14 protein-coding genes are annotated in these 15,375 nt (G+C 61.4%); 2 read left to right on the forward strand and 12 right to left on the reverse strand.

Annotation, left to right across the window (positions count from 1 at the left end; genetic code table 11):
• The first annotated feature begins 14 nt into the window (after nt 1-14).
• A complete protein-coding gene (locus tag Asbog_RS09735) occupies nt 15-1,178 on the forward strand; it encodes a bifunctional 2-C-methyl-D-erythritol 4-phosphate cytidylyltransferase/2-C-methyl-D-erythritol 2,4-cyclodiphosphate synthase (RefSeq protein WP_062164994.1) in 1,164 nt (387 codons plus the stop codon).
• Between the two features lie 146 nt (nt 1,179-1,324).
• On the opposite strand, the gene Asbog_RS14555 is transcribed toward Asbog_RS09735, so the two are convergent.
• The 11 genes from Asbog_RS14555 to aat all read right to left on the reverse strand — a co-directional run bounded on the left by Asbog_RS14555 (nt 1,325) and on the right by aat (nt 14,039).
• Entirely contained in the window at nt 1,325-1,498 is a 174-nt protein-coding gene (locus Asbog_RS14555; protein WP_023977686.1) for a hypothetical protein, read from the reverse strand.
• Between the two features lie 133 nt (nt 1,499-1,631).
• The gene (locus tag Asbog_RS09740) at nt 1,632-2,363 is read right to left on the reverse strand and encodes an ATP12 family chaperone protein (RefSeq protein WP_062164995.1); all 732 of its coding nucleotides are present in this window, start codon (nt 2,361-2,363) and stop codon (nt 1,632-1,634) included.
• On the reverse strand, nt 2,360-4,918 hold the full coding sequence (locus Asbog_RS09745) for an AsmA family protein (protein ID WP_062164996.1): 2,559 nt from the start codon (nt 4,916-4,918) through the stop codon (nt 2,360-2,362). Before Asbog_RS09745 ends, Asbog_RS09740 begins: the two co-directional genes overlap by 4 nt.
• 16 nt (nt 4,919-4,934) lie before the next feature.
• Nucleotides 4,935-5,930, reverse strand: a complete 996-nt coding sequence (locus Asbog_RS09750) for an RluA family pseudouridine synthase (protein ID WP_062164997.1) — start codon at nt 5,928-5,930, stop codon at nt 4,935-4,937.
• Nucleotides 5,927-7,345 (reverse strand): replication-associated recombination protein A, encoded by a 1,419-nt coding sequence (locus Asbog_RS09755; protein WP_062164998.1) that lies wholly within the window; start codon nt 7,343-7,345, stop codon nt 5,927-5,929. The genes Asbog_RS09750 and Asbog_RS09755 overlap by 4 nt, the downstream gene beginning before the upstream one ends.
• 218 nt (nt 7,346-7,563) lie before the next feature.
• Complete coding sequence (locus tag Asbog_RS09760; protein ID WP_062164999.1) at nt 7,564-10,821, reverse strand: AsmA-like C-terminal region-containing protein; 3,258 nt, start codon at nt 10,819-10,821, stop codon at nt 7,564-7,566.
• Nucleotides 10,822-10,836: 15 nt separating this feature from the next.
• The gene (gene bcp, locus Asbog_RS09765; protein ID WP_023977680.1) at nt 10,837-11,298 is read right to left on the reverse strand and encodes a thioredoxin-dependent thiol peroxidase; all 462 of its coding nucleotides are present in this window, start codon (nt 11,296-11,298) and stop codon (nt 10,837-10,839) included.
• A 22-nt stretch (nt 11,299-11,320) separates the two neighbouring features.
• A complete protein-coding gene (locus tag Asbog_RS09770) occupies nt 11,321-11,698 on the reverse strand; it encodes a hypothetical protein (RefSeq protein ID WP_062165000.1) in 378 nt (125 codons plus the stop codon).
• Between the two features lie 369 nt (nt 11,699-12,067).
• Nucleotides 12,068-12,712 (reverse strand): hypothetical protein, encoded by a 645-nt coding sequence (locus Asbog_RS09775; RefSeq protein WP_062165001.1) that lies wholly within the window; start codon nt 12,710-12,712, stop codon nt 12,068-12,070.
• A complete protein-coding gene (locus Asbog_RS09780) occupies nt 12,709-13,356 on the reverse strand; it encodes a hypothetical protein (protein WP_062165002.1) in 648 nt (215 codons plus the stop codon). Before Asbog_RS09780 ends, Asbog_RS09775 begins: the two co-directional genes overlap by 4 nt.
• Nucleotides 13,357-13,376: 20 nt before the next feature.
• Complete coding sequence (aat, locus tag Asbog_RS09785; protein ID WP_062165003.1) at nt 13,377-14,039, reverse strand: leucyl/phenylalanyl-tRNA--protein transferase; 663 nt, start codon at nt 14,037-14,039, stop codon at nt 13,377-13,379.
• Nucleotides 14,040-14,200: 161 nt separating this feature from the next.
• Here aat and Asbog_RS14560 point away from each other — a divergent pair, with 161 nt between their 5' ends.
• On the forward strand, nt 14,201-14,365 hold the full coding sequence (locus tag Asbog_RS14560) for a hypothetical protein (RefSeq protein ID WP_155996798.1): 165 nt from the start codon (nt 14,201-14,203) through the stop codon (nt 14,363-14,365).
• Between the two features lie 96 nt (nt 14,366-14,461).
• On the opposite strand, the gene Asbog_RS09795 is transcribed toward Asbog_RS14560, so the two are convergent.
• On the reverse strand, nt 14,462-15,298 hold the full coding sequence (locus tag Asbog_RS09795; RefSeq protein ID WP_023977674.1) for an EcsC family protein: 837 nt from the start codon (nt 15,296-15,298) through the stop codon (nt 14,462-14,464).
• Between the last annotated feature and the right edge of the window lie 77 nt (nt 15,299-15,375).

Below are 15,375 nucleotides of genomic sequence, written 5' to 3' on the forward strand. Positions count from 1 at the left end.
ATTCCCTGAACATCATGCGTATTGCTGCCATCCTCCTCGCCGCCGGTTCCGGTCGCCGCTTCGCTGATGCCAGCGCTGCGCCGGCCACCGGCCTGTCTGCCATGCCAAAGCAGTACCTGCTGCTTGGTGGCAAAACCGTCATTCGCCACGCGGCCGAAGCGCTGCGCGACCACGTGACCCTTATCCAGCCGGTCGGTGATGACCCGCTGCTGCTGCAGGCCCTCGACGGGATCGAGACATTGCCGCCTGTCGCAGGTGGGCGTGAGCGTCAGGACAGCGTGCGCGCCGGGCTCGAAGCCCTTGCCCGCCTGCCTGAGCCGCCCGATCTTGTTCTGGTCCATGATGGCGCACGCCCCTACGTGCCAGCCGAGGTGGTACGGAACGTGCTCAAGGCGCTCGAAAAGCACCCAGGCGCCATACCAGCTGTTGCCGTGGCGGATACGCTCAAGCGCGGTCGCGACGGCCTGGTCGACACAACCGTTTGCCGCGACTCCCTGTGGCGTGCCCAGACCCCGCAAGGCTTCCATTTCCCGCTTCTGCTCGACCTGCACCGCACACATCAGGGGCCCGTTACTGATGACGCTGCCCTGCTCGAAGCCGCGGGTCATCCGGTCGCCCTCGTCCAGGGCGCTGAAGATAATATCAAACTGACCCTACCGGAGGATCTCGTGCGTCTCGAAAGACTGCTCGGCTCGACCCCACTCCCGCGCACGGGGCTGGGCTATGACGTTCATGCCTTCGAGGCCGGCCGTCCCCTGATCCTCTGCGGCATCACCATCCCCCATGATCGCGGGCTGGCGGGCCATTCCGACGCCGATGTCGGTATCCACACCCTGTGCGACGCCATTTACGGTGCGCTCGCCGAGGGAGATATCGGCCGCCATTTCCCACCCACGGATAATGAGTGGAAGGATATGGATTCCGCACGTTTCCTAATTCATGCGGGCGAGCGTATTCGCCAGCGCGGCGGCATGCTGATCAATGCCGATGTAACGCTCATCTGCGAGCGTCCCAAGATCGGCCCTCACGCTCAGGCTATGCGCGAACGCCTTGCTTCGCTGCTTCAGGTCGATGTTGACCGCATCTCGGTCAAGGCAACCACCTCCGAGCGCCTTGGCTTCACGGGCCGCGAAGAGGGCATTGCCGCCACGGCTGTCGCCACAGTACTCGTTCCCTGAGCGAAATACAGAGCGTATAAAAGCAGAAAGCCCGGCCATTGCGTCGGGCTTTTTCGTTGCTGTGCAGCAAGGGCGGCAAGAGCTGCGCCGTTGGACGGCTCATACCGTGCGATCTTGCCTCCCGGCGAAGGCCGGATGAGCGAAACTCAGCCTTTGATGGCGCAGATCACAACAATGACCGGGGTTGCCGCAAGGAGCAGCCAGACATTCTGGACGCAACGTGCCACGAAATGGGCAGAGCGCACCTTGAACGGAATACGACGGATGAGATTTGCAGCAGCGGCGTTCTCATCCAGTACGGCCTGAATACGAGAAGACATACCTGATCCTTGCACAAATTCTTCTGATTACCTGACAACCCTCTAATAAATCGCGAAGAGCGGGTCGAGTAACCAATGGTCACCGAGTGTGATGACCACTGAAGGCAAGGGTTAAAGGCCGATCATGGCAAAATCATGCCTGATTCGTCTCAGCTCCGTAAGAAAGCTCCAGATACCGTAACGCAATTTCCACATCTGCCGCGTTGCGATCAATCTCCTGCATCAGCGCATCATCCTCGCCCCATTGCGCCATCTGGTGCCGCTCCTCGACACTGGCCATCAGCCGTGCCGAAGCAGCGTCCACCCATCCCTCGACCAGACCAATCGCCAGAATCAGGCTTCCCGTTGCAGGTGCGCAGATTGCGGCACAAGTCAGGGCTGCGTCATCCATACGCTCAAGGGCGGCCCCATAAGCCTTCTGAAGCTCAGGAGCGATGGAGAGCGGCAGAAGACTGCGCGTGACCTGAGGCACAACACCATGCCTACTGCCAAACAGGGCCAGAACCGGATCAAACAGAGCGTCCTGCTCCCGGCCAAGAGACCCGACAGCCCGGTAACAAAGCAGATCGTTTTCACCATAGGCGCTAAGGCCACCAATGATCTGCTCGCGGTCAGGCCGGACACGCTCGATTTCCGTACCAGCCATCTGCGTCATAGGCAGATCTGCGGTTCGAAAGGCCTCCCCTTCAGGGATGGCCCGCCACTCGGCAGCAATAGCATCAGCCAGCCTTGCAGAGGATGTGGTCAGCGAATTTCCACCGGGCAGTCTGAAAGGACGCCCGTCAAGCATGACGGCGTAATGCCCATCGGGCCCATACGCTGCGACCTCGACGGCCTTCCAGAAACGTTTGATCGTCTGACTCAATGCAATATCCCCAAACCATGCAGCAATTCAGAGGCCTGCGAATGCTTCTTGCGCTCAGGTGCTGCTTCACCTGACATATTCTCACGCGCGGCGGAGAGGATATCGGGACAGGTATCGGGCTGGCTGCCGCCGATTGTCAGCTGGAACCGCCCCCCTACGTTTGCCTCCTGGCTTGCCTTGGGTGCATCGAGCGTTCCCTTGACCAGTACCGGAGTTGAGGCCCCGGTGCCGCCAAAGCCGATACGCGGCACCAGATGCAAATCAAGCATTTCGTCAGCGAGACCGTAAACACCGTGGCCAGACAGGGTAAGCGCACCAGCCTCCATACCGATCGTATCGAGCTGGGCCTGCCCTCCCTCGAACCGGGCGTGAAGCCCAAGGCAGCGCACCGGCAGTTCACGATGCGAGAGCAGCGAGCGCGCCGCATCGCCCAGATAGGCCCCAAGCCTGCTGGTATCGATCGTGCCACCCACCATGGAAAGGCCCAGATGCCCCCGCAGGGTGTCGCGCATCGCTGCGCGTGTCTCACCCCGTGCATCGAGTTCACCCACCAGCATCAACGGCCCATGAAACACGTCCGGCATGGACAGCAGGGTCTGCGCCAGCGTGGCCGGGAAGAGTACCGGAGAGAAAACGACACTGACAGAGGCAGGAGACACACTCCGGTCGTAAACGGCACGCCCGGCAAGCGTCATGCCATTGCCCGCCCCTTTGATCGACTCGATGGCCAGCTTGGCGCTGTTCAAGGCGATATGCCCGGAGACGTCGCTATAATCTGCACCATTGAAGCGCAGTTTTGCGGCAGAAACATCGATCGATGCCTGCCCCTGGTCAATGAAGCGCTGCAAGCCGGTCGTGCTGTCGGTATCGCCCACAGTGCTGGTAGGCGAGCCTTTCTTGGCTGCAGGCTGAGGCGCTGCAGCACTGTTGCCGGCTACGCCGATTAGACCCGCAATTGGCGTCTGTGCAGGCGAGGTCGCTGTGGACGCGGAAGACGAATTTCCCGGGGCCCCTGGGCCGGCTGGCACAGGGGCTTGCGCTGCTGTCCCGGCTCCCTCATCGCGTCGACCCAGCCACAGCCCCTTGAGGGCGTCGAGATCAAGCGCTGAAAACTGGAGCTTTCCGTCGATGGCAGATGGCAGAGGCGCCTTCACCAAGGCATCCATCACGCCCGTCGCCTCATGGCTTGTGAAGCTCAGCCCCTTGATCTGAATGGATCCGGACGTGTCGCGCTGCACCTCCCCCTTGAACGCCACATCGTGCAGTGCCGCCTGCATGACATTGAGCGTGCGTGCCTGCCCTTCCAGAGCGAGCGTGGAGTCATCCGCGCCGATCTGACCGGAAAGATGGGCCGTAAGCCCGGAACCAGTCCCAATCTTGGACACATCCCGCAGATCCACCGCCACCGGGAGCGGCGTTGCGAGTCCGGACTGCCAGGCCGAACCAGCCTGCGCCAGGGTGCCCAAACGTCCCTGCAGGGCGAGGCCCGGTGCCAGTTCGCTGATCAGCGCACCATTGACGACGCCACTCACCGTCAGGGCCGAGGAGAGCGTGTCGGCATCGGCATGAACCGCGCTGGAAGTCAGCCCATGCCATGACGGTATGGAATCGGCATGCAGATGCACATGGTTCACACCCAGCCGCGAGAAGTCGAGCCCGCTGTCTTCGGCTTGTGGATCTGCATCGAACACCCCGATCTCGCCCCCCAGCCCTTTCACATCGGGCAGATTGGCGTTCGGGAAGAGGGATTCGACATCTTTGAGCGAGGCCAGTTCACCACGCAATACGCCCGAAAAACCGTGGAGATGGCGCATATCAGTGATCTGACCATCGAAATTCAGCCAGTCCTGCTGTTTGCCGTCCCTGCCCAGTGTCGCGCCCAGACTGACCGCCCAGGGAGGGTTACCCCCCTGAAACAGCGAGAGCGGGCCGATATGGCCATTGACGCGAAACGGGACATCTCCACGACGCCCGTGAATATCGAGATAGGGAGCCGAGGAAGAAAGACCGTCGAATTCGGCGCGCTCTACAGTCATGGCACCGCTGTGGTGACCCTGTCTGTCATCGAGGGAGATCGCCATATTGTCGAGTTTGGCAGAGCCAATCTGCAGCTTCCATCGGGCTTGCGGGTGAGACACGTGTCCCGACGGGGAACCGGTTTTGGCCGTCAGTGGGTGAAAGACCCAGTTTGCCTGCCCGGATTCGTTGCGATGCAGGATTGCCGCACCGCGCATCACCGTCAGGTTTTCGAGACGGATCTCACGCCAAAGCAACGGAATGAGCGCGATCGACGCGCGGATGTCGCGTGCGCGCAGCATCGGCGTCACGCCGTCGCCCCCCTCGTCAGACAGCGTCACCTGATAGGCGCTGAAGGAAGGCCAGGGCAGAACCCCCACCGAGAAACGCGCCATTGCGAGATCACGGCCGGTCTGTCGCTTGACCGCGGCAATCACATCCTCCTTCAGCGATGAACGATCGATCAGGATATGGGCCGTCACGGCCAGGCCTGCCGCCACCACCAGAATGACGATGAGCGCCGCAGTCAGACGTTTCATTTGACGAGTTCCTTGGTCATTTCCTGCCGGTCTTGCCCCCGATCCGTTCGGGGCGCGGCGTCTCACCGGCGGTAAAGCCGAGATCCTTGAATGTGTCACGCATATGGGGCGGCAATGGGGCCGCTACGCGCAGGCGCCCACCGGCAGGATGCGGAAACTCCAGCGCACGCGCATGAAGATGCAACCTGTCGATAAAACCCTCCATATGCGCGGCCTTGCCACCATATTTCGGGTCGCCAAGAATAGGCGTGCCGAGGGTTTCGCAATGCACACGTAGCTGATGGGTGCGGCCTGTGAGGGGCTTGAGCGCAAGCCATGAAAGGCGTTTGCCCGCCGCATCGACCACCTCATAATCGGTCTTGGCCACCACAGCGTCTTCGTCATCACGCGTAGCGGCAATCATGAGGGCTCCGTTTCCGGCCCCAAGTTTTGCGAGCGGCTGATCGATCACGCCTGAGCCGGGCATGGGGCGCCCGACGACAATCGCCCAGTAGGTCTTGTCCACATCGCGCCCGCGAAAGGCTGCGGCCAGCTTGGCGGCAACACCCGGTGTCCGGGCAACCAGCAACAGGCCGGACGTATCGCGGTCGATGCGATGCACAAGGCGCGGCCGGTCGGGCAGATCACCACGCAAACCATCGAGCATCATGTCGATATGCTTGGTAATACCGGGTCCACCCTGCGTGGGCAGGCCGGATGGCTTGTCGAGCACGATCACCTGATCGTCACGATAGACCACCATGCGCTCGATCTCGCGGGCAAGCTGCGGGTCGAGCGGGGCGGGGCGGTCGGGCTGCGCCGCCATTGGAGCAGGCAAAGGCGGTATGCGCAGGCTCTGGCCGGGGGCAAGACGGCTTGCACCAGTCACGCGCTTGCCATCAAGACGCACCTGCCCTGTGCGGCACAGCTTTTGCAGTGCCCCCTGGGTGAGGTCGGGATAATGGCGGCGGAACCAGCGATCGAGGCGCATATCGGCCTCATCTTCACTGACAATACGGGTCGTAACACTCATGGGCGACGGCTTGCCCGTATTGCGGCCTGCCTGTCCAGATTTTTTCTGATTTCGCTTTCCCGACCACGATCGGTGGGCTGATAGAGTGACACGCGTGCCATTTCATCGGGGAAGTAGTTCTGACCCGAAAATCCTTCCTCCGTATCATGGTCATATTCATAGCCCTTGCCGTAGCCGATCGACTGCATCAGCTTGGTAGGGGCGTTGCGTATATGGTGTGGCGGTCCGAGGCTGCCCGTTTCACGGGCCAATTTGCGGGCCTGGTTATAAGCACGATAGACGGCGTTCGATTTTGGTGCCGTAGCCAGATGCACGACCAGTTGCGCTAAAGCCAGTTCGCCCTCGGGGCTGCCGAGACGCTCATATGTTTCCCACGCTGCCACGGCCAGCGGAAGCGCTGTGGGATCAGCCATGCCCACATCCTCTGCGGCAAAGCGCGTCAGGCGGCGGGCGATATAGCGAGGGTCTTCTCCGCCTTCGAGCATCCGGGCAAACCAGTAGAGTCCCGCATCGGGGTCTGATCCGCGCAGCGATTTATGCAGCGCCGAAATCAGGTTGTAATGTTCCTCGCGATCCTTGTCGTAAAGCACCGCCCGACGGGCCACCACACCGGCCAGCCCCGCCGTATCAAGCAGCTCCCCGGCCGGCAGGGCCTGTATCTGTTCGACCAGATTAAGCAGATAGCGCCCATCGCCATCTGCCATGGCACGCAAGGCAGCACGTGCCTCTGCGGTGAGTGGCAGCGCTGTGTCGGACAGGGCTTCGGCACGCTGGAGCAGCTTCTCGAGCCCGTTATCGTCCAGCCGGTTGAGCACCATCACCTGACAGCGCGACAGAAGCGCGCCGTTGAGGGCGAATGACGGATTTTCCGTTGTCGCACCGATCAGAATGACGGTCCCACGCTCGACATAAGGCAAAAAGCCATCCTGCTGGGCGCGGTTGAAGCGATGGATCTCGTCAACGAAGAGTAACGTCCCTCGCCCTGTCTCCTGCTGGAAGCGCGAGGCGGTTTCGAAAGCCTTCTTGAGATCAGCCACGCCCGAGAAAACGGCTGATATCTGCTCGAATCTGAGCTTGGCCTCACGGGCAAGCAGCCGCGCAATCGTGGTCTTGCCGCATCCCGGTCCGCCCCACAGGATGAGGCTTGGCAGCGTGTTGCGGCTAAGCATCTGGCTGATCAGCCCTTTGGGGCCCAGAAGATGATCCTGACCGACGACCTCCGCCAGCGTGGAGGGGCGCAGCCTGTCCGCCAGCGGCTGCGTCTGTCGCGACGTCGGCATGGACGTGGACGAGGTGCCCGTTTGCGAAGCTGGAGGCATCATCGGTGCAGAATGTGCCGCAGGGCGCCCGTAGCGCGCGGCTTCCTTGCGAGGGGAAGGCGTGCCGAACAGATCTGCATTTCCATCATCCTGCATCGCGCTGGCCTCTTCTTTCCTGCAATCCTGCTCTATTCGACTTACCACGTATCTTATCGCGCCACCGCCAGCCTATGCAGGAACGTGCACAAGCGGCCGAACGTCGCACAGAACAGATGCTTCAGATCCATCATGCGTCGGAACGATTACGGGCTATTCTCTACGCAAGGCCAATCACCGGGGCAAATATACCCTTGGTCAGGCCGGTACAGGGTGCCCTATTTGGCGAGTTGACGCATGACGCCGGGTAAAAGCATGGCGAATGGATTGATCGACAGATCCGGATTTCCCGCCGTCCCCTTGACCGTAAAGGTCGCGGCAAGAAAGCCACCCCCTTTTTCCGGCGAGAACAACTTGCCCACATTCGGCAGCCGCCCCGGTGCCGCGTTAAGACCAAAAATAGGCACGACTGTCCCGCGCAGATCGAGCCCGCCCTTGTCGAGATCGATCTTGCCTTCCAGCGTGGCCCCGAGCGCCGGGTTGCCAAGATGCCCCTCATGAATGGTCATGACGTCATCCCGCACCCTGATCGGCAGATGAAGATGCTGAACCTCAAACCGGTCATGGCTGGCCTGAGACCAGTTGAAAACAGAAAGATGGGTAGCCGCTGTCAGTGCCGCTGGTGGCTGCCTGAACGCAAAGGGTGAGACAGAAATCATCCCTTTGAAAGGCGGAACGCGCCCCGTATCGCCGTCTCCAACCTGACCGGAAATCTGCGCACGCCCGCCCTCAAGACGATCCGTCATACCGGTTTCGTTCAGAAGCCGACCGAGATTATCAATACGGAGCATGAGCTGACGCCCGGCCTCATGCGGGGCAAGATCGAACGCCACGCCAACGGGCCTGACCGCTGTGAACCGGGCACGGTCCAGCCGATCATGGCGATGCTCCAGATGCGCGGTCACACCTCCCAGAAATTTCTGCGCGTTGTAGAACAGGCGGTCGGTTGCAATATCGACAGTCCAGTCCTGACCTGCTGGCGCCGTACTTTTGCCTGACGCGCTCTCAGCAGGGCCGCTCGATGCGCTGCCGGTCACCGCACTGCCGCCCTGCCCCTCCCCGGGCTTTGCATCGTCGCGGTGCAGCAAAGTCGCGATATCGAGGTCCTGCGCATGGATACGCACGGCAATCGCTGCATCGGCCTGTGCCGGCAGTTCGATCACTGCATCCCCGTTGGAGCGGCCAATCATGAATCCGTTCAGATTGATGGCCTGGACCTGCCCCTCAACCAGTCGGCTGTCGCCCTCGACATGCAGGTCTGGCCCCTCGGCACTGATGCGATCGAGTGCAACCATCTTGCCATCGCGCAGGCCGATATGGGCAGAAGCCGTGGTCGCGATACCAGCCGCTTTGCTCCAGACGGGAATCGTCAGGGCTGCCTGGGTGAGATCAAGTGCAAGGTCCAGATTGGCATGGCCATCGAATGCCGCATGATAGTCAGAGACGAGCTGCGCCGTGCCCTGAAACAGGCCGTTATTGGCTATATGCGCCTTGTTCAGGGCCTGTTCATCGAAAATCGATACGGCATGAACAGTCTCGCGCAGCCCGCCTGAGCGACTCAGGAAATTCTCGTTCAGCGTGGCATCGGTCGGCACACCATCGAGCAAACCGTGCCCCTGAAGCGCGAGCTTCTTTTCAGTCGCCTCCAGATTGCCCGACGCCTCGGTAAGCTCCCGCCCCAGAACAACATTGCCAAGGGTGACGTGGTCAAACCGCGCCCGTGCATTGACGTGGATCTGGTCATTCTCGATATGCGACGAAAGCGGCAGCGTGATGGTTTCGCTCACTTTCACCGCACCTGCTGGATGCGTAAACGGCAGTGGATGCCGCGAGAGCAGATGCAGCCTTGGATGGGCAAGCAGGGTGGCACAGGCCCCCAGATCGCAGGAGAGATCGAGCGCTATCGTGCCGGTCTGATCATGGGCAAAAAGATCGCTGATCAACATCGACCCACCATCGAGATGGATGAGACCGGCATGGGCCGCATCGGATGCGGGCTGGGTGCCATGCAGAAAGTCGATGCGAAGGACATCCGGGGCAGCAAAGCTGAAACGCGCGGCGACATCACGTGCGGGCGGCACGGGCCGAAGCCAGTTCACGGTTGCATGCTCGATGGTCAGGGACGCATCGGTTTTACGGGGGCGTAGCTGGTCCCAGCCCGCGTCACTGCCGAGAACGGCATCGAGATGCAGCGAATCTGTCGTACCGGCGCTCAGATTATTGGTGACCCAGCGGCGCGCGCCCTTCATCAGGAAGCGTGGCCAGATGGAACCCAGATGGGGCACATCGAGCGGCGTCGCCGTGAGGGAAACTCCCCCTGAAATCTGCCGGGCAGAGCGAAGCGAGTCTGCCTCAAGATGGCCCTGCGCCTGGAATGTGTCGGTTCTGCCTGCATCATCGACGAGCGCGATAGCGGCCTCGCTCCTGTCGACGACAAGGCGCCCCGCAGGCAGGGCGATATGGGCGGAGACATGACCCGACTCCACGTTCAGAGGGTCGCCTCCTGACTGATCGACTTTGCCCTTGCCGAGAGAGAGGGCGACCTGCCCTTGCGTGACCGGGATATCCTGAAGTGGCCCAGCGCCAGAAAGGTGTGGCGTTCCTGTGCTGCCCCTGACCAGAAAAAAGGCCTGCAATCCGACCGGCACATGCCAATCACCGGCATAGGGAACGAAACCGCGCAGCACATCGGGGGTGAAAGGGGTGACTGTCACGCGCCACGAAAGCCCCTCCGCCACGGGTGCACTCGCGGCGCTTAAGCTGATCGGCGGTTCATGACCCGGGCCCACCTTGCCCTCGACCAACCCGGTCCATGCATAATCGGCTGTCCGTGGATCGTGATGCAGCGCGACCTTTTCAAGAAGCAGCGTGGCATCGGCACGATCGGCATAGGCTCCCATACCATTGGGTGACAGCGCGTGGCGAAGCTGCACCGCAACAGCAGTCAGGTCGAGTGCCGCAAAATGGTCGAGTGAAAGTGGATTAGCGGCGTTTTTGCGATGTCGCGCGTCAGGCCAATCCAGATCGATCGATCCGTCTTCATGACGGTCGAGGATAATCCGTCCCGATTGTGCGGCAAGACGTGTGGGCTCGACACGCCCGCGTAGCAAAGGCCTCATGCGCAAGGCCAGGTCGACCTGCGACAGGGCCAGCGTTGCGCTGCCATCCTTGCGCAGAATACGCAGATCCTGCGCCTTGAGCACAAGTTCAGGATGAACATGACGCAGGCCGGGCTGCCAGCTCAGGAACAGACGCCCCCAGCTCAACCTGCCGGCGGGGTGGCCCGTCTCATTACTGGCCTGGATTGCTACGGGCGCAAAGCGTGAGGCGACGGCTGTGACATCCAGCGGGCCAAGCGACAAACGCCACAGAAGTGCCAGCCCAGCCACCGCAATGATGGCGACCGGCGTTACAACAATGAGCGTCCCGAGACGGAACGCCCGCCAGGACGCACGATGGAAGGGATCGTGCGGCACTATATCCGAAAAACGCTACAGTTCAGCGGCGGCTTCAGTCACCAGCGCCACATGCTCTGCTGGCTTGACCTTGCGCCAGAGGGCCCGGATGACACCCTCGGCATCGACCAGGAACGAGCTGCGTTCCATGCCGAAATAGGTCTTGCCATACATGGTTTTCTCAACCCACGTGCCGTACTCGTCGGCAAGCTTGTGGTCCGCATCGCTGACCAGCGTGAAATCCAGCCCGTATTTCCGGGCGAAGCGTTCAAGCTTTTCAACCGGATCGGGGCTGACCCCGATCACACGAAGACCAAGCGAACTGAGCGTCTGCTTTTGATCGCGCAGGTCGCAAGCCTGGGTCGTGCAACCGGGTGTATCGGCCTTCGGATAGAAATACAGCAGATAAGGCTGCCCATTCAGGGCTTCGCTTTCGACAACCTGACCAGTTGCATCAGGCAAGGAGAAAGCGGGGGCCCTGTCACCAATGGAGACCATGATGGATGCTTAGCCTTTGAACTCAGTATGCCGGATAGGCGGGATAAGACGGATAAACTGCAACCGGCGGCGGGTAAACCACCCGCGGAGGCGGCTGATACACAACCGGCGGCGGGGGCGGCGCATAGACCACCGGGGGTGGCGGCGGTGCCACATAGGGCCGTGCAATCGCGCCGATTACGGCACCACCGACAAGACCGCCAACGAGGCCGCCAACGAAGGCATTACCGCCGCGATGCCAGCCGCGATCACCGCGCCAGCCGCCACCGCGCCAGCCACCGCCGCCGTGCCAGCCGGGACCACCCCAGCCTGGGCCGGGATGAGCCTGTGCCAGTGGAGCGCCTCCCATGAGGCCGATCAGGGGCAGAGCCGCAAGGCCAATTTTCAGGATTTGACGCATGAAGAAACCTCCTCGTCAGATCGGCCTGAAACGAGTGGCCGATCCGATATCCAGTTTATACCATCCATATGGTGTCGATTTTGGGACCAAACAGGACCAAAACCGGGCTAGAATGTAACATAATCGCGCAGACGCATTGATGGATCCCGTGGCGGGCATGGCCGTAACAAAAAAGGGGCTTGCCTACGAGGCTGCCCCTTTTTTGCGCTTTATCTGCCGGTCAGAGCGGCGGATGACCAGCCCGTTTGGGTATCGCCATCGCTGGTGATCTGATTGGGCCCACCCGGAGGCCGGAGCCTCTGAAACCCAGCGGCATCCTGGGGCACGCAGGCAGGTCGTCCCGTAACAAGAGGTACAGTTCGCTTCCCCCTACTGATGATCAACCTGTATGGGTTTGGCCTCATGGAAGCCTTCCGGCTCCCTGAAGATTTCTGGCCCTTGGGCAGTCATCGCGTAGGAAAGCGCCTTGATCACCTCCAGACCGTTATGGCTCGCGGATAACAGGACGCCGTTGTCATCGTAGCAGAAATCGCCGACCTGACCATCTGTGTCCGTGGTGGTCCAGTGTGTGCATCCCTGCCCCGCGACACGATCCTGCGTCCCGCGCTGCCAGTGACCGGCAGCCGGAGTGCCTGGCGGCGCGAACTGCGCATCCGGTGCACCGGAGACCGTGTAGGTTTTCGTACGCGTATCGATCACGGAAAGACGATGTGCCTTGTAATCCGTCAGCATGATGAGCCCGGTCGTCTCCATATCGAGACGCTGCTGCCAATGGGCAGCGTTCCAGCGCATGCGCTGGCGATAGGCCTGACCATCGGGCCCCGTGGCTTCGTAGGTGACGTCCACATCCACACGAGGTGTGACATAAGGCGTTGCCTGCACGTCTTGAGCGTGCGCCATGCCGAAATGGCCGCTCAGACCGAGCGCACCAGCAGAGAGGGTAGCCAGCACCGCCCTGCGTAGCGCGGCGGGTGCTCTATCACGCAGGCTGACCTTGAGCGATTGTTGGCTCATCTGGGCGCCGCAGAGCTCTGCGGGCCAGCGCCATGCGGAATGGGCATCTGCGCCGTGATCTGCTGATAATCGGCAGGCGGCTGGAACTGGGTATCGGCAACCGGGCCGTAAGTCACCTTCTGGGCTTCAAGCTTGCCATGCAGCCCGTCTGCATCCACGCCTTCCTCGCTCAGGATAACGCCGTCCTCGGTCACGCAGGCTGCCGCTTTGCCGTGGGTCGTCGTGATGGTCCACTTGTTGCAGACAAGCCCGGCCACCGTTGCGGTACCATCCGGCGCATATTGCATGGACATGTCGAGCATGAACGGGTTGCGCAGGCCATGCTTGGGGGCAAAACTCGTATAGACGCGCTGCTTATGCATGATCAGCGTCACGCGCTGGGCGGGACGATCGAGAATGGTCGAACCTGCATGGTCGGGCGAATCGATGCGAAGCTTGTCGCCCTCAGCCTTGAACTGCACGATGGCCTGTACCGGCTGGGGCATTTTCTCGGGCTGGACGGAATAGACCACCGTCACGTCACGCGCTGGCGAAAGCCGGGGGTGGGCGCCCGTGCCTTCCTGCGCCAGCGCCGTGGCGGCACCGGCCGTCATTGACAGGGCCAGCGACAGTAACGCCGCATTTCTTACATCGAATACCGACATGGTGTTCCCTCCTTCATGCCTCAGCGAGCCTCTATACCATCGCGCAGACGGATGACTTCATCTCGAAGTCTGCCCAGTGAAACATCCTTGTTCCACGATGCCTCAATCCCGAGGGCATGGTCCAGTAGCAAGCGATAGGCGTGGTCTGGAACGGTCAGGCAGCCGAATGTTTCCAGATGCCGTGTGGGAAACTGGGTATCGAGCAGGGCGAAACCCGCAAGGCGCAGTGTAGCGACGAGATGCACTAGCGCGATCTTGGACGCATCCGAGCAGAGCGAGAACATGCTCTCACCAAAGTAAGCCCCGCCGATCTGAATCCCGTATAGCCCGCCAACCAACACATCGTCGCGCCATGTCTCGATGGAATGGGCATAACCAAGCTGGTGCAGCAGGGTATATCTGGCCTGGATACGCCCGCTGATCCACGTCTCGTCACGGCAGGGGGTTTCAGCACAGAGGCGAATGACATCATCGAAACAACGATCGGTCGTCACCTCAAATCCGCCCTGCAACGCCGTGCGCGCCAGACGGCGCGAAAGGTGGAACCGGCAATCCAGCGGCAGAACGCCACGCTCATGCGGACGATGCCAGCTGATCTCACTTGCGTCGCGCCCGTCCGACATAGGAAAAATGCCGTTGCGGTACGCCTCGATGAGAAGCTCCGGTGTGATCGGATCCGTCATCCCCTGTCCTGCTTTACAGTTTCAACGCAGCCTGAAGCGTCTCCGGCAAGCCTCATGTCAGCCATCTCCGGCAACTCTTCTGCAAGCCGGGATTTGTCATGGCCAGACAATGCAGCACCATGATAGGCGATCTGTCATCGCATCCTGCCGGGAGGTTCACCATGCCACTGACTTTTGTCTATCTCATCGGCATCGCGCTCAGCGCCGTGCTCGCGCTCGTAGCCCCACATTATCGCGGCCTCTGCTTCGTCATGACCGCCATCTTCTCATTGCAGATCGTTCCGGTCGGGTTGCTGGAGACCTTTACCTCCCCTCGTGAGCGCTGACCTCACGCGAGGCACGAAGGCCCCGTTCTCGTCAGTCTGACCCGGGAGTGAGAAACGCGCCATGGCACGACGTGGCGTTCTCTCACCTTACAACCGTTAGGCCGATGCGGCGTCAGCGCCTGTCTGGCGCATATGCTGGGCGGTATCGCGCACGATAGGACCATGCTGACGCTCAAGGCGTCGGATGGTGAAATGCGCCCGGGCGAGCGCCCTATAATGCGAGAGGAAAGCCGCGTTGAGCGACGCGCCGCAAAGCGCACCGGCAACCGGCACCATCTGCAGGGCAAACTTGCGCGAAAGCCCGATGCCGTAATGTGAAGCGACCTCCGCAATAAGGAGGACAATCGGCTTGCCTCGCATCAGGGCACGGGCAGAGAAGAAGCCCAGCTCGCTCTCATCGGCGTTCTGACCCGCAAGAAATCCCTTCAGGGCAAACACTTCGAGACAGGCGCGGCGGGTTTCGTCATCGCTCAGATCCTCACCCTCTTCACGGGCGATGCGGGCAATCTCGCGCATGATGGTGAGTGTGGTGAAACCGATATCGGGCATCAGCCCGACCACGCCACCGAAACCACCCAGTGCCCCTGAAACAGCAACCGCCGCCTGAGCCGCCGGGTCACGCCATTTCGGGGCCTTGGTCACCGATTCCTGCGTCATGCCGAGCACTGCAATATCGAAAGCACGGGCAATCGAGGCTTCAGCCAGACCCTGAAGCTTTGTCTGGATCGCCGGGGCCATGCCCAGCCCCTGCATGCCGATACGGGTCGCCTGCCCCACAGCGCCACCCATCAGATCCGCTAGGCGCACGAGCACGCCGCGCCCATGTTCGACCTTGGCCAGAGCCGCCTGGAGCTGGGCGAGCGACTCGCTATCGAGGTTCATCGGGGCGATCTCACCGATTCCGGGGATCGTCGATCCGTTTGCTGTAGCCATGGGTCATGTTCTCCCTGCACTGGCGTTCGGGCCTCGGGCTCCTGCTTTCGCGGGTCGCCTGCACAGCCTGCGCCGAA

Source organism: Asaia bogorensis NBRC 16594, assembly GCF_001547995.1.
In the GTDB taxonomy this organism is placed as follows: Bacteria; Pseudomonadota; Alphaproteobacteria; order Acetobacterales; family Acetobacteraceae; genus Asaia; species Asaia bogorensis.